Raw genomic sequence first — 17,272 nt, 5'->3', positions numbered from 1 at the left:
TTGCCCCGACCGGTTCCTGGTGCACGCAATAGACCGGGTCATTTGCTTTCCGCCTGTTTCAGCTCCAGCACTTCTTTAGGCGTGACCATGTCGCCTTTGTTGTTGCCCCAGGCGTTACGTTCGTAGGTCACGACCGCCGCGATATCGACCTCCGAGAGCTGCTTGCCGAACGCCGCCATGGCGGTGCCAGGCTTGCCGTGGAAGACAATGCTCAAGTGATCCTTGATCGGGCCGGTGGCGATTTTCGAGCCCTTGAGTGCCGGGAACATCGGCGGCAAGCCCTGGCCTTCGGCCTGGTGACAGGCCACGCAAGTGGTGTGATAGACCTTGTCGCCACGCTCTTTAAGCTCGTCGAGGGTCCATTCCTTGCTGGTCAGCTCTTTGAGTTGCATGGCCTCGGCCTTGCGCTCGCCCAGCCATTTTTCGTAATCGGCCTTCTCCTTGACCTCGACCACGATTGGCATGAAGCCGTGGTCCTTGCCGCACAATTCGGCGCACTGCCCACGGTAGAGGCCAGGCTTGTCGACGCGGGTCCAGGCTTCATTGACGAATCCCGGAATCGCATCGCGCTTGACCGCGAAGGCCGGCACCCACCAGGAGTGGATAACGTCGGCGGAGGTCACCAGGAAGCGCACCTTGGCGCCAATCGGCAACACCAGCGGCTTGTCGACCTCCAGCAGGTAGTGCTCGCCCTTGGCTTCCTTGTTGTGAATCTGGTCGGCGGGCGTGGCCAGGTTGCTGAAGAACTCGACGTCCTGGCCCAGGTATTTGTAATGCCACTTCCACTGATAACCGGTGACCTGGATATCGATATCCGGCTCACTGGCGTCATACATCTTGATCAGGGTCGCCGTGGCAGGAACCGCCATGGCCACGAGGATCACGAAGGGCACGATGGTCCAGAGGATTTCGACGGTGGTGCTTTCATGAAATTTTGCGGCCACCTGCCCGGTCGAGCGACGGTGGAGGATCATCGACCAGAACATGGCGCCGAAGACGATGATGCCGATCACTACACAGATCCAGAAAATGGTCATGTGCAGGTCAAATACTGCGTGACTGATTTCAGTCGCTCCCGGCGCCATATTCACAGTCCAGGCGGCGTGCGCCTGACCGAAAATCGACCACAACAGGAGGCCCATCCAGACGTGTGGATGTCGCATCATTGCGGGTTCCCCTTATCGTTCTTGTTATCCCGCCGGCTTTCACCTGCGGCAAGGGAGCGGCATTTCAGACTACGAACTTGAATCGCCGGGCCTTGCTGCGTGTGCAGTCGGGCGTCATCAGCTAACTCCATTCCCACCCGAGTATAGACAGCGACTGCGACCTCGCAACGTGACGGCGTAAATGATCTGAAACAGCTGGGACTTGCGTTCAAGGTCCCGAATGGAGAAGGATGCAGACGAGTGGTGGCAAATGGATATAACTGTGCCGTCTCAAGGATGAAACAATTATGACAAATGCGTCTTAGCCTTTTTCGTATGCAAGCTAAGTTATGTATTCCCTATTTCATTGCCTTTGTTTCCTGGAGTTTTCATGAACACCGCCGCATTGCGCGAGCAGATCCAAAAAGCCCAACAACACGAGGCCGAGACCGGCCTGTTGACGCGTCAGCTGGAAAGCAAACTGCCTCATCTACACCCATCGATCCAATTGCCGGAAGCGGATGCCAACGGCGTGTTGACGCGTTTTGTCGCCGCCTACATCGATGAAGTTCCTGATCTGCTGGATGCAGCCAATGAAGTCGCCAGGGAAGCGGGTATCGAGTCACAGATCAAACCGGTGCTGACAATTGCCGAGCAGTACTTCCTTCAGCCGCCGGCGCTTATGGCCGGTCACATCGGGCTCGACAGCCTGCTGGACGAAGCCTATCTGGCGCATCGGTTTGTCGAAGAGGTCAACGACCTGTACATCAAGCACTTTGGCCAGCCACTGATCCCATTGGACATGACTGTCGCCAACCTGATTGCTCACCAACTGATCGGTGAGGAATTTGCCAACCAACTGGATGAGGCGGTGCATCACGCCGTGGACGAGATGCTCAACGATGAAAGCTTTGCGCTGGAGTCGGTGGAAGCCTACCGCGAGAAACTCAGCAGCCCCGATACCGGCGCGGCATGGAAGCGCTGGCCGTGCATGTCACGCCGGTTGGGCGTAGGGCTGGAGCTGGATCAACCCGCCGCATAACCCCCCCCTGTAGGAGCCAGCAAGCCGGCTCCTACAGGTTATGCGGTGGAGCCTACACCGGTGGTAGTCCGCAACCGCCCCTCCAGCCTGCGCTTCAACCCTCGCGCTTCAATCAATAGCGTCGACCCCTTGGCCGCATTGGCCCGACCCCATTCTTCAAGCAACTCCAGGCACGAGTGATCGATGTAGCTCAGGTTATTGAGCGGCACATGCACCGTTGCACCGGCAGGAATGGTCCCCAGCACTTGAGTCAACGCCGGCACCTTGAGAAAGGTCGCAGCCCCGATCAAGCGCAACTCCATTTCACCGTCCTTGGGCAGATCGATCAGGCTGATCTTCAACCGCGAGGCTTTCCACGCCAGTTTGGCCAGGGTCAGGCCGAAGCCGATCAGTACGCCGGTCAACAAGTCGGTGAAGACAATCGCCAGTGCTGTCGCGGCGTAGGTGAACATCGGCATCCGGCCATAACGGCCCAGACTGCGGAAGGCCTTGAGGTCGACCAGTTTGAAACCGGTGTAAACCAGCACACCCGCCAAACTTGCCACCGGAATGCTCTGCAGCACGCTGGACAGCAGCAACACGAACGCCAGCAGCCATAGGCCATGGAATATCGTCGACAGTCGTGTGGTGGCGCCAGCCTGCACATTGGCCGAGCTGCGCACGATCACGCCGGTCATGGGCAATGCACCGAGCAGGCCGCAGAGCATGTTGCCGACGCCTTGCGCCGAGAGCTCCCGGTCGAAGTCCGAGCGTTGACCGCTGTGCATCCGGTCCACCGCGGCGGCCGAGAGCAGGGTTTCGGCGCTGGCGATAAACGCGACAGCGAAGGCGGCGATCAGCAACGTCGGGTCGGCGAGATTGAGCAAGTCCGCCGGTTTCAGCCAGTCGATGGCTTCCGCCAGATTGGCCGGGACCTCCACGCGTTTGACCTGCAAGGCGAGCATCAGGCTGGCGCCCGTCGCCAGGCCTACGCCCAGTAGCGCTCCCGGAATGAAGCGCAGGGAATGTGGGCGGAGTTTTTCCCACAGGTACATCACCGCTATGGTTGCGAGTCCGAGCAGGCCGGCCTGCCAACCAAAAGAAGGCAAGGCTTGCGCCACGGCAGCGGGGAAGGCCGCCAGGTTATCCAGCCCCGACGGTTTGGGCACGGCGTCGAGCATCACATGTACTTGTGACAACACGATCAACACGCCAATCCCGGCGAGCATGCCGTAAACCACCGCCGGCGCTGTTACCCGAAACCAGCAGCCCAGCTTCAAACGTCCGGCGACCAATTGCAGAAAACCCGCCAGCAGCAGGATTGGCCCGAGCATGGCGATGCCGTGCTGGCGCACCAGTTCGAACACCAGAACGGCCAGACCCGCCGCCGGACCGCTGACTTGCAGGGGTGAACCCGCGAGCCAACCCACGACCAGACCACCGATGATCCCGGTGATCAGGCCTTTGGCCGGCGGTAATCCCGAAGCAATGGCGATGCCCATGCACAAGGGCAGGGCGACGAGAAACACAACCACTGAAGCGAGCAGCTCCCGTGGCAGAACAGCTTTGAGTTGAGCAGCACGCATGGTGACTCTCCCGAAGTTTTCTTCAGGCATGGCAAGGCCGGGCCGCTGAAACAGCGGCCGGGGTCAAACCACACAGATTTTTAGGAAGATTTAGAAGCGCGCTTTGGGCGTTGCCACCGGTATCGGATGGCTGCCATCGAGGGGCAGGAAACGACCCTGATCGGCGTCATAAGCCTTGATTGCGCTGGTTTCGATGTCGTAGACCCAGCCATGGATGAACAGATGACCGTTCGCCATGCGCGAGGCTACCGAGGGATGAGTACGCAAATGCTGCAATTGGGCAATGACATTCTCTTCGGTGAGGATGTGCATTGTCTCGTTTTCGTCGGTGCAGTTGCAGTTCTCGTGCACCATGGTTTTCGCGACTTCCGCATGCCGCAGCCAGGCTTTGACCGTGGGCATCTTTTCCAGGCTATCGGGATTGAGCACCGCACGCATCGCGCCACAATCGGAGTGGCCGCAGATGATGATGTGTTGCACGCCCAGCGCCAGCACCGCGTATTCGATGGCCGTGGAAACGCCACCGTTCATCTGACCGTAAGGCGGTACGACGTTGCCAACGTTGCGTGTCACGAACAGATCGCCGGGCGAACTGTGGGTGATCAATTCGGGCACGATGCGCGAATCGGCGCAGGTAATGAACATCGCCCTTGGCTGTTGGGCGGTGGCGAGTTTTTTGAAGAGCTCTTCCTGCTGCGGAAAGATCTCATGATGAAAATGCAAAAAACCATCAACAATATGCTTCAACGCTGCATCGGCGGTTTCCGCCTCGGTTGGGGCTGAAGCCGACGCAGCCAACGGCTGTTTATCCTTGTCACTCATGAATTCATCCTCATTGGCGGAGTCAGGGAATTTTCCCGTTTTGTCCGGTGTGAAGCCAGTGGCTGGTTAAAAAACATCCAGGTCATGAATCTCGACCCGTCAGTCACTCGATGAACAAGGTAGCTGCCGAAACTTAACTCAAACTGAATCAACTGCTCTAGACCGTGTGTTCCAGGTCACAAAAAACGTGACCAGCCTAAATAGGTCGCACCAGTGCGCCTACTCAACCATAGGCCAATTGTCCTCAAATCAACGACATCTGGCGACCCGGCGGACAAAAGGCGTCGCAATCCAGATTGAAACCCTCCCGTCGATTCAGTCCCAGGCGTTTGATGGTCTTGGCAAATCGTTGTGCCAGCAAGTCGGCAAACGGACCTTCGCCCCGCATCCGGCTACCAAACCGACTGTCGTAGAGCTCACCGCCGCGGCTCTGGCGGATCAGGCTCAATACATGAGCGGCGCGTTGAGGATAGTGGGCCGCCAGCCATTCTTCGAACAACGGTGCCACTTCCAGTGGCAGGCGCAACATCATGTAGGCCGCACTTTGTGCGCCGGCCGCCTGCGCCTCGGTCAGCAGGCTTTCGAGTTCGCTGTCGTTGATCATCGGAATCATCGGCGAACACAGCACGCCCACCGGAACCCCGGCCTCACGCATCACCCGGATCGCCCTCAGGCGGGCCTTGGGGGCAGCGGCGCGTGGTTCGAGGATGCGCTTGAGTTCATCGTCCAGGGTGGTAAGGCTGATCATCACCGCTACCAGCCGTTGTTCGGCGAGTTCGGCCAACAGGTCCAGATCGCGCAGGATCAGCGAGCCCTTGGTGATGATCGTCACCGGGTGACGGTAACGCAGCAGCACTTCCAATGTTTTGCGGGTGATCTTGTGTTCGCGTTCGATGGGCTGGTACGGATCGGTGTTGGAACCCAGGTTGATCGGTGCGCATTGATAGCCGCGTTTGGACAGTTGCTCCTCCAGCACATCGGCGGCGTTGGTCTTGGCAATCAGTTTTGTTTCGAAATCCAGCCCTGGTGACATGTCCCAGTAAGCGTGGCTGGGCCGTGCATAGCAATAAATGCAGCCGTGCTCGCAGCCGCGATAGGGATTGATCGAGCGATCGAAGGGCAGGTCCGGCGAGTTGTTGCGGGTGATGATGGTTTTCGCGGTCTCGATGCGCACCTCGGTGCCCTGGGTCATCGGCGCTTCCTGATACCAGCCGTCATCCTCTGCCACCGAACGATTTGGCGCGAAGCGGTTGTGCGGGTTGGTGGCGGTGCCGCGCCCGCGAGGTGGCAAGGGAGTGCTCATCGATCAATACTCGTTGCTGTATGTGCATACAGTATCGGAGGTTGCGCGAGCCGGCCAGTGCCGTTCGGCACTTTGGCACGGCACGAAAATTCTTTGCAATGAAGTTGATCGACAAGTGCAACTGGATGACATGCTGGGAAACAGTTGGCGAATAGCGTTGAAGCTAACTTGGTCAGTAGTATTCGTCTCGCACGAAGTTTCGTGTATTCACTCTTTAAATGGAATTTATACAATGTCGTTTTTTAATCAGCGCGGTATCTTTTTACAACTTATGCAGCCAGGCCCTTCAGAACCCAATACGCTCGTTTCAATGCAGCTTGCCCGCAAGGAATCGGGTTGGGATGCCGCAAACGAAGCGCAGACCGAGGCTCTGGTGGACTCCGTCTATATGACGGCAACCTCGGTTGACGGTGGTCGTTCTTTCAACATCAAACTCGTCAAAAGTGATGTGGACGGTGATGGCGATATCGACAACGACGACAAGGAGAAACTGTTGGCTCTGGCAAAAGCTTATTTCAGTATCGTCAATCCATAAGTATGTTTTTCTAACTAAGCCTGTGTGGGTGTTCATGCAGGTTTAGTTGTGAGCGGGGATTCGGATAAGGAATCGCAGGATTTCAAAAGGAGTTGATTCACGATTCTTTGACAGATGGCTCACGGGTCTTTGACCGTTCAAGGCTCATTGTGGCGTCGTCACCCCGCCTCTCAATATGGTTGCCCCGCATGTCCTCACGTCTTATCCCTGCGATGTGTTTGTCGCTGGTTGCACTGTTCAACCTGACGTTCGCCCATGCTGACGAGACAGTCGTGCCCCGTCCTGCGGAGTGGGCTCAACCGGTCGAGGTTCAGTACAACCTTTTCCAGATGTCCCCGACCCTCTACCGCAGCGCATTACCCGACCGCGGCGTGGTTCCCTTGCTGGAAAAACTCAAGGTCGCCACAGTGATCAACTTCCTGCCCGAGCCCGATTCAAGCTGGCTGGTCTCGCCCGGTATCGAACAGGTTCAACTGCCCTACCGCACCAATCACGTGGATGATGCGCAAGTCCTCACAGCCCTTCGTGCCATTCAGAGTGCCGAAGCCAAAGGCCCGGTGCTGATGCACTGCAAACACGGCTCGGACCGGACTGGCCTGATGGCCGCCATGTACCGGGTGGTCGTGCAGGGGTGGAGCAAGGAGGACGCCCTGAACGAGATGACTCAGGGCGGCTTTGGTGACAGCACGCACTTCAGGGACGGTGTTCGTTACATGATGCAGGCCGATGCCGAGAAGCTGCGCACTGCGCTGGCCAACGGCGACTGCAGCACAAGCCCGTTCGCCGCGTGCTCGATGAAAAGCTGGTTCAAGTCCGCCCACGTCGAATAAACAGCCCCCCACGGCATTGCGCCATGGGAGGTGATCACTGAACTCAGTGCTGTTCGTCAGGCTTTTTCTTCAACTTCGGGTTCGGGAAAAACTGTACGGCCTGAACCTTGGCGTCCGGTACCTTCAGCGCTGAAACATTGACCCGCGTCCCCAACTCCTTGGGGACGGACAGGCCTTGTTCATTGAGCGTATCGGAATAGCCGCAGCCCACGCATTCGCGATGCGGGACATCGTCTTCGCTCCACATCATCAACTTGTCCGGCTCACTACAGGCCGGGCAGACAGCCCCGGCGATGAAGCGTTTTTTCGTCTTCACAGGCCCCTCGCTCATGCTGCTGCGTCCTCACTCAGGCCGCTGTGGCGCAAGAGTGCGTCAATCGACGGGGCACGGCCACGGAAGTCGACGAACAGCACCATCGGCTCCTGCGAACCACCTCGCGCCAGGATCGCTTCGCGGAAGGCTCGACCGGTTTGGGCGTTGAGCACGCCGTCCTCTTCGAACTTCGAGAAAGCGTCGGCGGACAGAACCTCTGCCCATTTGTAGCTGTAGTAACCCGCGGCGTAACCACCGGCGAAAATGTGCGCGAAGCTGTTCGGGAAGCGGTTGTAAGCCGGAGGGCGCATGACCGAGACCTCATCGCGTATGCCTTCGAGCACTTGCAGCACGCTGCGGCCATCGCCGTGGGTGGCATGCAGTTCGAAGTCGAACAATGAAAACTCCAGCTGACGCACCATCATCAGGCCGGACTGGAAGTTCTTCGCTGCGAGCATTTTTTCCAGCAGATCCTGGGGCAGTGGCTCACCGGTTTCGTAATGACCGGAAATCAGCGCCAGACCTTCTGGCTCCCAGCACCAGTTTTCCATGAACTGACTTGGCAGCTCGACCGCATCCCATGCCACGCCGTTGATGCCGGATACGCCAGCGTATTCGACGCGAGTCAGCAGGTGATGCAGGCCGTGACCGAATTCGTGGAACAGGGTAGTCACTTCGTCGTGGGTCAGCAGCGCAGGCTTGCCGCTGTCGGCCGGTGTGAAGTTGCACACCAGATTGGCCACCGGGTTTTGCAGTGTGCCTTCAGCGGTGCGGCGACGGTCGCGGGCGCCGTCCATCCAGGCACCGCCGCGCTTGTTGGCGCGGGCGTAAAGGTCGAAGAAGAAGCGGCCGACATGCTGGCCGTTTTCCTTGATTTCGAACAGGCGAACGTCAGGGTGCCAGGTATCGAAGCCTGTCTGCTCGGCAATTTCGATGCCGTACAGACGTTGAACGATGGCGAACAGACCGCTCAACACTTTATCAATCGGGAAATAGGCGCGCAGGGCTTCCTGGGCAACGCTGTACCGTTGTTCGCGGAGTTTTTCACCGTAGAAACCGCTGTCCCAGCTTTGCAGGTCCGGGCAGCCTTGTTCGGCGGCGTAGGCCTTGAGCTGTTCCAGATCCTGGGTGGCGAAGGGCTTGCTGCGCTTGGCCAGATCGCGCAGGAAACTCAGCACCTGATCACTGGATTCAGCCATTTTGGTGGCCAGACTCAGCTCCGAGAAGCTGCCGAAACCCAGCAGTTTTGCCAGCTCCTGACGCAGGTCGAGGATTTCTTCCATCACCGGACCATTATCGTTCTGACCGGCATTCGGGCCCTGGTCCGACGCACGGGTGCAGTAGGCGGCGTAGACTTCTTCGCGCAGGGCTCGGTCCTGGGCGTAGGTCATCACCGCGTAGTAACTCGGGAATTCCAGAGTGATCAGGAAGCCCTCCAGACCCTTGGCCTGGGCTGCGGCGGCCATTTGCGCCTTGGCGGAATCGGTCAGGCCGGCGAGGGCGGCTTCGTCGGTAACGTGTTTGGTCCAGGCTTGGGTCGCATCGAGCAACTGGTTGGAAAAGCGGCTGCCCAGCTCGGACAATTTGCTTTGCACTTCGGCGTAACGTTTTTGCTCGGCTTCAGGCAGGTCGATACCCGACAGACGGAAGTCACGCAGGGAGTGTTCCAGGATAGTTTTCTGCGCCACGTCGAAACCGGCGGCTTGCGGACTGCTGGCCAGGGCTTCGAAGGCCTCGAACAATTCGCGGTTCTGGCCCAGCTCGGTAGAGTAGGCACTCAGGGCGGGCAGGCAGGACTCGTAGGCTTCGCGCAATTCGGCGCTGTTGCACACGGCATTCAGGTGGCTGACCGGGCTCCAGGCCGCGCCCAGACGATCGTTGAGTTCGTCCATCGCCAGCACCAGGCCGGCCCAGGTCGGTTGTTTGCCCTGGGTTTTGAGGATCTCGTTAATCGCGGCGCGGTTGTCAGCCAGGATCTGTTCAATGGCCGGTTGCACGTGTTCGGCACGGATCGCCGAGAATGGCGGCAGGTCGTAGGACTGCAGAAGAGGGTTGTTCACGCTCACGGTTGGCACCTTGGCTGGAAGAAACATGCGGCCATCTTAATTACAATCGACGCTCACCGCAGCTATCGGCAACAGAGAGAAACCCTATCGTGACCCTTCGCAAGTATCAGAACCATACGCCACTGCTGGGCAAAGGCGCTTTTGTCGACAGTTCGGCGGTGGTGATCGGCGACGTCGAAATCGGCGATGACAGCTCCGTTTGGCCGCTGACGGTGATCCGTGGCGACATGCACCGCATCCGGATTGGCGCGCGCACCAGCGTGCAGGACGGCTGTGTGTTGCACATCACCCACGCCGGACCGTTCAATCCTGATGGCTTTGCGTGTTTGATCGGCGATGACGTGACCATCGCGCACAAAGTCATGCTTCACGGGTGCAGCGTGGGCAGCCGGGTGCTGATCGGCATGGGCAGCATCGTCATGGACGGCGCTGTGGTCGAGGACGACGTGATCATCGGCGCCGGCAGCCTGGTGCCGCCGGGCAAACGCCTGGCAAGCGGCTTTCTGTATGTCGGCAGCCCGGTGAAACAGATCCGTCCGCTGACTGACAAGGAACAAGCCTTTTTCACCTACAGCGCGGCGAATTACGTGAAGCTCAAGGATCTGCATCTGGCCGAAGGCTACGACCAGCTCTGACCCTGCGCCCTTATTCAGGATTCAACATGCATTACCAAACCGTATTGTTCGACCTCGATGGCACCCTGACCGACCCGCGCGAGGGCATCACCCGCTCGATCCAGTTCGCCCTGGGCAAACTGGGGATCGATGAACCCGACCTGACCAAACTGGAACACTTCATCGGCCCGCCGTTGTTACAGGCGTTCATGCAGTTCTACGACTTCGACGAACCCAAAGCCTGGGAGGCGGTGAATTTCTATCGCGAGCGCTTCAAGGTCACCGGCCTGTATGAGAATCGCGTGTTCGATGGCGTTACGCCGCTGCTGGAAACCCTCGGCGTGCAAGGCCGTCATCTGTACATCGCGACTTCCAAGCCCTGGATCTTCGCCCGGGAAATCGCCCGGCACTTCGATTTCGCCAAACACTTTAAAGTCATTTACGGCAGCGAACTGGATGGCACACGGACCAACAAGGTCGAGCTGATTGCCCACCTGATGGCCGAAGAAAACCTGGACCCGGCCAACACCCTGATGATCGGCGACCGTAAACATGACCTCATCGGTGCGCGCAGCAACGGCCTGGATGCCGCCGCGGTGGGTTATGGTTTTGGCAGCCGTGAAGAGTTGAGCGCAGAAGCGCCGACGTATCACTTTGAAACGCTGGAGGAGATGCATCAGGCGTTTTTGCGGCGTTAGTTAAATAGCTTTCGCGGGCAGGCCCGCTCCCACAGGGATTTCTGTATACCGCAGATCCAATGTGGGAGCGGGCTTGCCCGCGAAGAGGTAAATTCAGTCACCGGAAATGTCCGATTCCGCCAAGGCTTTCAATGCCGCCTTCCGCTCCTTTACAGGCAACGCGCCCAGCCTTTCCACCGCCGTATAAAACTTCACCCAATCCCCGCCCTCCTGTCGGAACAACGCCGCAAACGCCGGCACCCACTGGTCGTACAAACCAAACGGCAACAACCGGGCGTTGTTCATCGGGGCGTTGATCCAAGTGTCATAGCGTTTGTCTCCGGCCCATTGGTTGTCGCGCAACTGCCGGTATTCAACGCGCAACCGCTCAAACTCAGCGGCTTTGCGTTGACGCATCTGATCGGTGGCGAGCGGCTGAGCGTATAGCTTTTCCAATCGCGTGCGCGTGTCCAGAACCAGTTGAACAAACTGATCCCGCCGCTGCGCTTCGGCGCCATTGTCCGGCGCCAACCCGCGATACGCTCGCCACTGCCGAGTGCCTTCCTGTTCCACGAACGTGGCGAAAGACTCGTTGAATTCAGTGTCGTCCTTCACATAAAAGCGCTGGTGCGCCAACTCATGGAAGATCAAGGTCGCCAACCGTTCATCCCCCCAACTCATCATCGAACTGATGATCGGATCGTTGAACCAGCCGAGCGTCGAATAAGCCTCGACACCGCCGATCGACACGTCCATACCTTGCAGTCGCAGCAATGCTGCCTCGCCACGGGCCGCGCTCTGGCTGTAATAGCCGCGATAGGCCACGCAACCGGCGACGGGGAAACAATGGTTTTGTGGTGTGAGGGAGAATTCCGGCGTGGCAAACACGTTCCAGACTACGAACGGTCGGCCAATGTCAGCGTACAAACGGTAGCTTTGGTTATCCGGCAGATGCAGCTGCTGGCTGGCGAACGCTCGTGCCTTCTGCGATTGGGCCAGATGTGCACGCAGTTTCTGATCGCGAGCAGGGTCGGCAATCACCTCGGAAACCGGCTCCCGCGCCCGCAGCAATTGCAGCTGACCACTGGTCAATTGGCCGTAATAGCTGACGCTGGCGCAACCATGGAGCAACAAAAACAACACACCCGGAAACAAAACGCGCAAAACGCGATCAAGTAACCCAAGGCTTGGAAGCGGCCTGATCAAAATAAAATCATCCCTGGAGAGTCTGCCCGCAAGACTATCCCGCCTGACTGGAGCTCCGCTATGCGCAAGATGATGCTGACGGGAGGCCTGTTGATGCTGACAGGCTGTGCAGGATTCGGATTACCTCACCCTGATCCCGCTCAAGCGTGGATCGATCTTCATACACAGCAACAAGACACTGCGCTGCAAGCGCTGGAAGTCGATAACAAGGCCTCTACCGACAAGCGCTATTTCGAGGTTCAGCCCGGCAGCCATGAGTTGACGGTGCGTTATCAATTCCCGGTCGAGCCGGGCAACATCGGGCCCGACGCCGAGCCGCTATGGCGCGATTGCCAACTGAATGTGAAATTCAACGGCTTCAACGCGGGTGAGAAATATCAGCTGCAAGCAGGGAATATCGGATTTCGGCCGTGGGCCAAGCTCTATGATCAACAGCGAAAAGTCATAGGCCAAGGCACACCGGCGGGCTGCCAACGCACTTGATCGGCGTTATGCTGAAATGACCAATCCTTGGGACATTCATCATGCGCAGGTTGTTGCTATTGCTCGCGGCAGGCGCCGTCGCCGGTTGCCAGAGTCCGTTGCCGGCGGTCAATCCACAAATGGCGTGGATCGAATTTTCTACGCCCTTCCCCAACGATAAGTTGCTGATGGCCGAGCGACTGGACAATCAGCGATTGCGCGATGGGCGTTTCTTCCAGGTGACGCCCGGCAGTCATGAGCTGATCGTTCGTTTCGACTTTGAAGTGCCCGGTGGCGGAGGCTTGGGTGTGATGAACGGTCCCTCGGAGCGTTTGTGCTACCTGACCATCAACTACGATCATTTCGAAGCAGGCCAGCGTTATGTGCTGGAAGGCCGTTCGATAGCGTTCACTCCCGGCGCCCGGTTGTACAACGCCAAGCGGGAAATCGTCGCTGAAGACCGAGAGTCCTATTGCCTCATGTGAGGCGTATCAGCTGTCGTTCTTCTGGTAAATGATGGCTTTGGTGCCGTTGTCGCAAGTGCCTACGACCATCGCGGTGTCATGCTTGTCGGCTTCTTCCTTCGACACGATTTCCAGCGTGTAGGAGGGCACGGCATTCGCCTGAATCTTCACTTCGATCTCATTCTTGAGTTCTTCGCAATCCTTGGGCGCTGCAAACGCCGAAGTGGCCAGCACACTGCAGATGATCACCAGGGCAAAACGTTTCATGGTTGAAGCTCCTTTGATGCAGCACGCAGGTTGATGCGTTTTCGCTGCTGTCATTTATTCGACCACAGTCACGCCAGCCGGGTTTTGTTTCCATGCAAAAAAGATCGCGGCCTGAGGCCGCTCCTACAGATTGACTCGAACCCTGTAGGCGCTGCCGCAGGCTGCGATCTTTCCGTTTCAACACAAAATTTAGCTGACCAATGTGGCATCCAGACTGATCTTCGCATTCAGCACTTTGGACACTGGGCAGCCTTCTTTGGCTTTATTGCTCAGCTCCTCGAACTGCGCCTGAGTCGCGCCAGGAATTTTTGCCTTGAGGATCAATTTCACCGCCGTGATCGCGAACCCGCCGTCCACCTGGTCCAGTGTGACCTCGGCATTGGTATCGATGCTGTCAGCCTTGAGACCGGCATCGCCGAGAATCATCGAAAAAGCCATGGAGAAACAGCCCGCGTGGGCCGCGCCGATCAGCTCTTCCGGATTGGTGCCTTTACCGCCTTCGAAACGGGCCTTGAAGCCGTAGGGCGCTTCTCTGAGAACACCGGTTTCCGTGGAAATCGAGCCGATGCCGGTTTTCAGATCACCTTCCCAATGCGCCGATGCTTTCTTGGTAATAGCCATGTCTGCCTCCTCAGAATCCGGCGCGAAGCGTCGCGCCTTCGTGGTTTTCGGTTGCTAGGGTTCTGAGGATAGACGGTGGTGCAAAGTTCACCTGATCTCATTAATCCTACCGTTTTCGTAGGTTTTTTTGCCTTGGCTATTGAAACTCGGGTATATGCCCTCATTGCATGAAACACGCCTATGGATTCGGCAGGTTTTCGTTTTCAAGAAAAAACCTGCGTCCTCAAATTGGAGAAGCAGGTTTATGAAACGACTGTCCGATATCAAATTCTCGACCCTTGATCTGGTGCCTGTGCGCGAGAACGGCAGCGCTGCCCAGTCGCTGCGCAACTCTCTGGACCTGGCGCAGCACGTCGAAAAATTCGGCTACAACCGTTTCTGGGTCGCCGAACACCACAACATGGACGGCATCGCCAGTTCGGCGACCTCGGTGTTGCTTGGTTATCTGGCCGGCGGCACGTCCACCATTCGGGTTGGCTCGGGTGGCGTGATGTTGCCCAACCACGCGCCGCTGGTGATCGCCGAGCAGTTCGGTACGCTCGAAAGCCTTTATCCGGGCCGGATTGACCTCGGCCTGGGACGCGCCCCCGGTTCCGATCAGATGACCGCCCGCGCCCTGCGGCGTGAGCGCTCGGGCAGCGCCGACGATTTTCCTGAAGACGTCGCGGAGTTGATGCGCTACCTCGGCCCGCGCACGCCGGACCAACGGATCATCGCAATGCCGGGTACCGGCACCAACGTTCCGGTCTGGTTGCTGGGTTCGAGCCTGTTCAGTGCACAACTGGCTGGTGAGCGCGGTTTGCCCTACGCCTTCGCTTCCCATTTTGCACCACGTTTCATGCATGAGGCGATTCGCGTCTATCGCAATCACTTCAAGCCTTCAGCGGTATTGGATAAGCCTTACGTGATGCTGGGCGTTCCGCTGGTAGCGGCTGACACCGACGAGCAGGCCGAGTATCTGGCAACGTCGGTCTATCAGCGCATTCTCGCGTTGATGCGTGGCCAAAGCCTGGTGCAGCGTCCGCCGGTGAAAACCATGGATGGCCTGTGGCTGCCCCATGAGAAAGACGCGGTCCATGATTTCCTGGGGCTGGCGATGGTGGGGAGCCCACAGAAGATCCGCGCCAAGCTGGACGTTCTGATTGAGCAGACCCAGGCAGACGAGCTGATTTTTACCTGCGACCTGTACGAACATGCCGATCGCGTGCACTCCTACGAGCTGCTGGCGCAGGTCATGAAGGGCTGACGCTGAAACAGCGCGCACAAAAAAGCCGACGCCATTGCGTCGGCTTTTTCATATTCGAGGGAGGTCAGCCCTGCTTGTAGACGATTTTCTTGGTGCCTTTTTCACAGGTGCCGACGACTTTTCCGTCAGCAGCGTCTTTGTCGACGATCTCCAGTGAGTAATTGGAAACGCCCTTGGCATCCAGTTTCGCGGCGATTTCGGCTTTCAGTTCTTCGCACGGCTTGCCTTTAGCAAAGGCAGCACCCGCAAGGCTCAACAAACCTACCGCCAACATAAACTTCTTCATTGGTCGCACTCCCTGGTCGGATAAAAGGGAGCATCCAGCCATCAGCCGGATGCACTCATGTAGCGCTTTGCCATTCCCTATGGCATTCGGCCGGCGCGCAAGTTCAGAAGACTCGCTCAAACTCAGCTGCTGGCAATCCGGAACCCGACTTTGAGCGTTACCTGGAAGTGTGCAGCCTTGCCGTCCTTGATGTGCCCGCGGGTTTCCGTCACTTCGAACCATTCCATGTACTTCAGACTTTTACTGGCTTCGGCCAGCGCGTTGTTGATGGCGTCTTCAATGCTGCTGGTGGATGAGCCGACAAGCTCGACTTTCTTGTAAGTGTGATGGTCAGTCATGGGCGTTCTCCTCAGGGTGTGAAATACAGCCTAGCAGTGATTTTTCGTATTACTTCTGTCGGTCTGTCCGACACAGAAGTTCAGATTTACTGCACTTTCTCGAACCCCTGAAGTCCCAACCAACACACGCCACTCATCATCAATGCAGGAGAGCCACCATGGCCAACACCTCTTTACGTAAAGCCTCATTGCAAAGCATGGAAGCCGAGATCGAGAGTCTGCTGAAGTCTTTGGAAAACCTGAAGGACGACGCCTCGGACGAGTCGCGTAAAACCCTCAAGGCTTTGAAAGCCAACGCTGAGAGCGCCCTGAAACATTCGCGTCATCTGCTCAGCGATGCGTATGAAGAAGTCAAAGTCAAAACCCGTGAAACCGGTATCGCCACCCGGGACTACGCTCAGGAACACCCTTGGACTACAGCCGGTGTCGCTGTGGGTGCGCTGGGTTTGCTTGCGGCGTACCTGCTGTTCAAACGCGGCGACTAATCTGCTTGGCGCAGCTCGTTTTTGAGCCACTGCGCCAGTTGCCGGGCGCGCCCATCCGCGGCGCGCTTGGGTAGCCACAACGCCAGTTGCGCCGGGGTTTCACTGAAGCCCCACGGCGCAACCAGGCGACCGGCCTTCAAGTCTTCGGCCACCAGCGGTTCAGGGGCAATCGCCACACCCAGCCCGGCGACCGCCGCCTCCAGCAAATAATACAAATGCTCGAAACCCTGCCCGTACTTCAACGCATTGGCGTCGAGGCCGCTTTGCTGCGCCCAGCTTGGCCAGGCCTGCGGACGTGAGGTGGTGTGCAGCAACGGCTCGTTCAACAGCGCGCTTGCCGGTGCCTTTTCCAGTCGGTCGTAACCGGCGATGCGCGGGCTCATGACCGGGCCGATGCGTTCGCTGGCCAATTCGTAGACCTGCATGTCCGCTGGCCATGGTGGCTCGGCAAACACCAGTAACGCGTCTAGCCCCGGTCGACGAGGATCGAGATCGCCTTCACCGGCCGACAGGTGCAGGCGCAGGTCCGGCAAATCAGCATTCAACCGGCCCAGGCGCGGAATGAACCAGCGAGCCAAAAGACTCCCCGAGCAGCCGAGCACGAACGGTGCGTCGGCCGTGCTTTGCGTCAATTCGGCGCAGACGGTACGCAACCGTTCGAACGCTTCACCGCTGGCGTCGCGCAATCGCACGCCGGCATCTGTGAGTTTAAGGCCGCGTCCATCCTTGATGAACAGACTCACGCCCAGATGCTCTTCGAGCACTTTCAGTTGTCGACTGACTGCGCCGTGGGTGACATGCAGCTGTTCGGCGGCCTGACTGACGCTATTCAAGCGGGCAGTGGCTTCGAAGGCGCGTAGGGCATTCAACGGGGGAAGGTCATGGCTCATAGGATCTGTGAGTTTTCCTGACAGGTTGCGGCGATCTTATCGGTTTTCAGCTCAGGGTGTCAGGGGTAGAGTTAAGCCCATTGTCATCTTACGCA

At 58.1% G+C, this 17,272-nt stretch carries 21 protein-coding genes; 9 read left to right on the top strand and 12 right to left on the bottom strand.

Annotation, left to right across the window (positions count from 1 at the left end):
• Nucleotides 1-38 precede the first annotated feature (38 nt).
• Entirely contained in the window at nucleotides 39-1,166 is a 1,128-nt protein-coding gene (gene coxB / locus PMI01S_RS00190) for a cytochrome c oxidase subunit II (protein ID WP_084317500.1), read from the bottom strand.
• A 370-nt stretch (nucleotides 1,167-1,536) separates the two neighbouring features.
• Between coxB and PMI01S_RS00185 the strand changes: the two genes are divergently transcribed.
• Nucleotides 1,537-2,187 (top strand): hypothetical protein, encoded by a 651-nt coding sequence (locus tag PMI01S_RS00185; protein ID WP_084317499.1) that lies wholly within the window; start codon nucleotides 1,537-1,539, stop codon nucleotides 2,185-2,187.
• Nucleotides 2,188-2,225: 38 nt separating this feature from the next.
• Here the strand turns inward: PMI01S_RS00185 and PMI01S_RS00180 are convergent, their stop codons facing one another.
• The 3 genes from PMI01S_RS00180 to PMI01S_RS00170 all read right to left on the bottom strand — a co-directional run bounded on the left by PMI01S_RS00180 (nucleotide 2,226) and on the right by PMI01S_RS00170 (nucleotide 5,877).
• Nucleotides 2,226-3,752 carry a SulP family inorganic anion transporter gene (locus tag PMI01S_RS00180; RefSeq protein WP_084317498.1) on the bottom strand — a complete coding sequence of 509 codons (1,527 nt, stop codon included), beginning with the start codon at nucleotides 3,750-3,752 and terminating at the stop codon, nucleotides 2,226-2,228.
• Nucleotides 3,753-3,842: 90 nt separating this feature from the next.
• The gene (locus tag PMI01S_RS00175; protein ID WP_084317497.1) at nucleotides 3,843-4,574 is read right to left on the bottom strand and encodes a carbonic anhydrase; all 732 of its coding nucleotides are present in this window, start codon (nucleotides 4,572-4,574) and stop codon (nucleotides 3,843-3,845) included.
• A gap of 244 nt (nucleotides 4,575-4,818) precedes the next feature.
• On the bottom strand, nucleotides 4,819-5,877 hold the full coding sequence (locus tag PMI01S_RS00170) for a PA0069 family radical SAM protein (RefSeq protein WP_084317496.1): 1,059 nt from the start codon (nucleotides 5,875-5,877) through the stop codon (nucleotides 4,819-4,821).
• Between the two features lie 232 nt (nucleotides 5,878-6,109).
• Between PMI01S_RS00170 and PMI01S_RS00165 the strand changes: the two genes are divergently transcribed.
• Nucleotides 6,110-6,412, top strand: a complete 303-nt coding sequence (locus tag PMI01S_RS00165) for a hypothetical protein (RefSeq protein WP_084317495.1) — start codon at nucleotides 6,110-6,112, stop codon at nucleotides 6,410-6,412.
• Between the two features lie 188 nt (nucleotides 6,413-6,600).
• Nucleotides 6,601-7,242: a phosphatase domain-containing protein gene (locus PMI01S_RS00160; RefSeq protein WP_084317494.1), complete on the top strand. Its 642-nt coding sequence runs from the start codon at nucleotides 6,601-6,603 to the stop codon at nucleotides 7,240-7,242.
• A 43-nt stretch (nucleotides 7,243-7,285) separates the two neighbouring features.
• Here PMI01S_RS00160 and PMI01S_RS00155 read toward each other — a convergent pair whose 3' ends face one another.
• Together PMI01S_RS00155 and prlC are read right to left on the bottom strand one after the other, a co-directional pair.
• Complete coding sequence (locus tag PMI01S_RS00155; protein ID WP_084317493.1) at nucleotides 7,286-7,573, bottom strand: YheV family putative zinc ribbon protein; 288 nt, start codon at nucleotides 7,571-7,573, stop codon at nucleotides 7,286-7,288.
• Nucleotides 7,570-9,648 carry an oligopeptidase A gene (gene prlC / locus PMI01S_RS00150; protein WP_167362946.1) on the bottom strand — a complete coding sequence of 693 codons (2,079 nt, stop codon included), beginning with the start codon at nucleotides 9,646-9,648 and terminating at the stop codon, nucleotides 7,570-7,572. Before prlC ends, PMI01S_RS00155 begins: the two co-directional genes overlap by 4 nt.
• A gap of 62 nt (nucleotides 9,649-9,710) precedes the next feature.
• Here prlC and PMI01S_RS00145 point away from each other — a divergent pair, with 62 nt between their 5' ends.
• Entirely contained in the window at nucleotides 9,711-10,256 is a 546-nt protein-coding gene (locus tag PMI01S_RS00145; protein ID WP_084317492.1) for a gamma carbonic anhydrase family protein, read from the top strand.
• Between the two features lie 26 nt (nucleotides 10,257-10,282).
• A complete protein-coding gene (locus PMI01S_RS00140) occupies nucleotides 10,283-10,933 on the top strand; it encodes an HAD family hydrolase (RefSeq protein ID WP_084317491.1) in 651 nt (216 codons plus the stop codon).
• 93 nt (nucleotides 10,934-11,026) lie between these two features.
• Here PMI01S_RS00140 and PMI01S_RS00135 read toward each other — a convergent pair whose 3' ends face one another.
• Complete coding sequence (locus tag PMI01S_RS00135) at nucleotides 11,027-12,118, bottom strand: aminopeptidase (RefSeq protein ID WP_084317490.1); 1,092 nt, start codon at nucleotides 12,116-12,118, stop codon at nucleotides 11,027-11,029.
• Between the two features lie 60 nt (nucleotides 12,119-12,178).
• On the opposite strand from PMI01S_RS00135, the gene PMI01S_RS00130 reads away from it, so the two are divergent.
• Together PMI01S_RS00130 and PMI01S_RS00125 are read left to right on the top strand one after the other, a co-directional pair.
• Nucleotides 12,179-12,601 (top strand): PA0061/PA0062 family lipoprotein, encoded by a 423-nt coding sequence (locus PMI01S_RS00130; RefSeq protein WP_084317489.1) that lies wholly within the window; start codon nucleotides 12,179-12,181, stop codon nucleotides 12,599-12,601.
• A 41-nt stretch (nucleotides 12,602-12,642) separates the two neighbouring features.
• Nucleotides 12,643-13,065, top strand: a complete 423-nt coding sequence (locus PMI01S_RS00125) for a PA0061/PA0062 family lipoprotein (protein WP_084317488.1) — start codon at nucleotides 12,643-12,645, stop codon at nucleotides 13,063-13,065.
• Between the two features lie 6 nt (nucleotides 13,066-13,071).
• Here PMI01S_RS00125 and PMI01S_RS00120 read toward each other — a convergent pair whose 3' ends face one another.
• Entirely contained in the window at nucleotides 13,072-13,311 is a 240-nt protein-coding gene (locus tag PMI01S_RS00120; RefSeq protein ID WP_084317487.1) for a DUF1161 domain-containing protein, read from the bottom strand.
• A gap of 189 nt (nucleotides 13,312-13,500) precedes the next feature.
• On the bottom strand, nucleotides 13,501-13,932 hold the full coding sequence (locus PMI01S_RS00115) for an OsmC family protein (protein WP_008152515.1): 432 nt from the start codon (nucleotides 13,930-13,932) through the stop codon (nucleotides 13,501-13,503).
• Nucleotides 13,933-14,176: 244 nt separating this feature from the next.
• Between PMI01S_RS00115 and PMI01S_RS00110 the strand changes: the two genes are divergently transcribed.
• Complete coding sequence (locus tag PMI01S_RS00110; RefSeq protein WP_084317486.1) at nucleotides 14,177-15,178, top strand: LLM class flavin-dependent oxidoreductase; 1,002 nt, start codon at nucleotides 14,177-14,179, stop codon at nucleotides 15,176-15,178.
• Between the two features lie 64 nt (nucleotides 15,179-15,242).
• On the opposite strand, the gene PMI01S_RS00105 is transcribed toward PMI01S_RS00110, so the two are convergent.
• Both PMI01S_RS00105 and PMI01S_RS00100 read right to left on the bottom strand, forming a co-directional pair.
• A complete protein-coding gene (locus PMI01S_RS00105) occupies nucleotides 15,243-15,464 on the bottom strand; it encodes a DUF1161 domain-containing protein (protein WP_084317485.1) in 222 nt (73 codons plus the stop codon).
• A 122-nt stretch (nucleotides 15,465-15,586) separates the two neighbouring features.
• On the bottom strand, nucleotides 15,587-15,802 hold the full coding sequence (locus tag PMI01S_RS00100) for a dodecin (RefSeq protein WP_008027736.1): 216 nt from the start codon (nucleotides 15,800-15,802) through the stop codon (nucleotides 15,587-15,589).
• A 158-nt stretch (nucleotides 15,803-15,960) separates the two neighbouring features.
• Here PMI01S_RS00100 and PMI01S_RS00095 point away from each other — a divergent pair, with 158 nt between their 5' ends.
• Entirely contained in the window at nucleotides 15,961-16,287 is a 327-nt protein-coding gene (locus PMI01S_RS00095; protein WP_084317484.1) for an ElaB/YgaM/YqjD family protein, read from the top strand.
• On the opposite strand, the gene PMI01S_RS00090 is transcribed toward PMI01S_RS00095, so the two are convergent.
• Nucleotides 16,284-17,177, bottom strand: a complete 894-nt coding sequence (locus tag PMI01S_RS00090) for a LysR family transcriptional regulator (protein WP_084317483.1) — start codon at nucleotides 17,175-17,177, stop codon at nucleotides 16,284-16,286. The two genes, PMI01S_RS00095 and PMI01S_RS00090, sit on opposite strands and share 4 nt — an antisense overlap.
• Between the last annotated feature and the right edge of the window lie 95 nt (nucleotides 17,178-17,272).

The sequence above is a fragment of the Pseudomonas migulae NBRC 103157 genome (genome assembly GCF_002091715.1).
GTDB classification, from domain to species: domain Bacteria; phylum Pseudomonadota; class Gammaproteobacteria; order Pseudomonadales; family Pseudomonadaceae; genus Aquipseudomonas; species Aquipseudomonas migulae_A.
This window is presented reverse-complemented; position numbering and strand designations above follow the sequence as displayed.

Excerpts from the sequence above, each read along its gene's own strand:
- coxB (WP_084317500.1), bottom strand. The coding sequence starts at position 1,166 with ATGATGCGACATCCACACGTCTGGATGGGCCTCCTGTTGTGGTCGATT.
- PMI01S_RS00160 (WP_084317494.1), top strand. The coding sequence starts at position 6,601 with ATGTCCTCACGTCTTATCCCTGCGATGTGTTTGTCGCTGGTTGCACTG.
- PMI01S_RS00165 (WP_084317495.1), top strand. The coding sequence starts at position 6,110 with ATGTCGTTTTTTAATCAGCGCGGTATCTTTTTACAACTTATGCAGCCA.
- PMI01S_RS00130 (WP_084317489.1), top strand. The coding sequence starts at position 12,179 with ATGCGCAAGATGATGCTGACGGGAGGCCTGTTGATGCTGACAGGCTGT.
- PMI01S_RS00120 (WP_084317487.1), bottom strand. The coding sequence starts at position 13,311 with ATGAAACGTTTTGCCCTGGTGATCATCTGCAGTGTGCTGGCCACTTCG.
- PMI01S_RS00095 (WP_084317484.1), top strand. The coding sequence starts at position 15,961 with ATGGCCAACACCTCTTTACGTAAAGCCTCATTGCAAAGCATGGAAGCC.
- PMI01S_RS00125 (WP_084317488.1), top strand. The coding sequence starts at position 12,643 with ATGCGCAGGTTGTTGCTATTGCTCGCGGCAGGCGCCGTCGCCGGTTGC.
- prlC (WP_167362946.1), bottom strand. The coding sequence starts at position 9,648 with ATGTTTCTTCCAGCCAAGGTGCCAACCGTGAGCGTGAACAACCCTCTT.
- PMI01S_RS00110 (WP_084317486.1), top strand. The coding sequence starts at position 14,177 with ATGAAACGACTGTCCGATATCAAATTCTCGACCCTTGATCTGGTGCCT.
- PMI01S_RS00185 (WP_084317499.1), top strand. The coding sequence starts at position 1,537 with ATGAACACCGCCGCATTGCGCGAGCAGATCCAAAAAGCCCAACAACAC.
- PMI01S_RS00105 (WP_084317485.1), bottom strand. The coding sequence starts at position 15,464 with ATGAAGAAGTTTATGTTGGCGGTAGGTTTGTTGAGCCTTGCGGGTGCT.
- PMI01S_RS00175 (WP_084317497.1), bottom strand. The coding sequence starts at position 4,574 with ATGAGTGACAAGGATAAACAGCCGTTGGCTGCGTCGGCTTCAGCCCCA.
- PMI01S_RS00100 (WP_008027736.1), bottom strand. The coding sequence starts at position 15,802 with ATGACTGACCATCACACTTACAAGAAAGTCGAGCTTGTCGGCTCATCC.
- PMI01S_RS00115 (WP_008152515.1), bottom strand. The coding sequence starts at position 13,932 with ATGGCTATTACCAAGAAAGCATCGGCGCATTGGGAAGGTGATCTGAAA.
- PMI01S_RS00140 (WP_084317491.1), top strand. The coding sequence starts at position 10,283 with ATGCATTACCAAACCGTATTGTTCGACCTCGATGGCACCCTGACCGAC.
- PMI01S_RS00090 (WP_084317483.1), bottom strand. The coding sequence starts at position 17,177 with ATGAGCCATGACCTTCCCCCGTTGAATGCCCTACGCGCCTTCGAAGCC.
- PMI01S_RS00180 (WP_084317498.1), bottom strand. The coding sequence starts at position 3,752 with ATGCGTGCTGCTCAACTCAAAGCTGTTCTGCCACGGGAGCTGCTCGCT.
- PMI01S_RS00155 (WP_084317493.1), bottom strand. The coding sequence starts at position 7,573 with ATGAGCGAGGGGCCTGTGAAGACGAAAAAACGCTTCATCGCCGGGGCT.
- PMI01S_RS00170 (WP_084317496.1), bottom strand. The coding sequence starts at position 5,877 with ATGAGCACTCCCTTGCCACCTCGCGGGCGCGGCACCGCCACCAACCCG.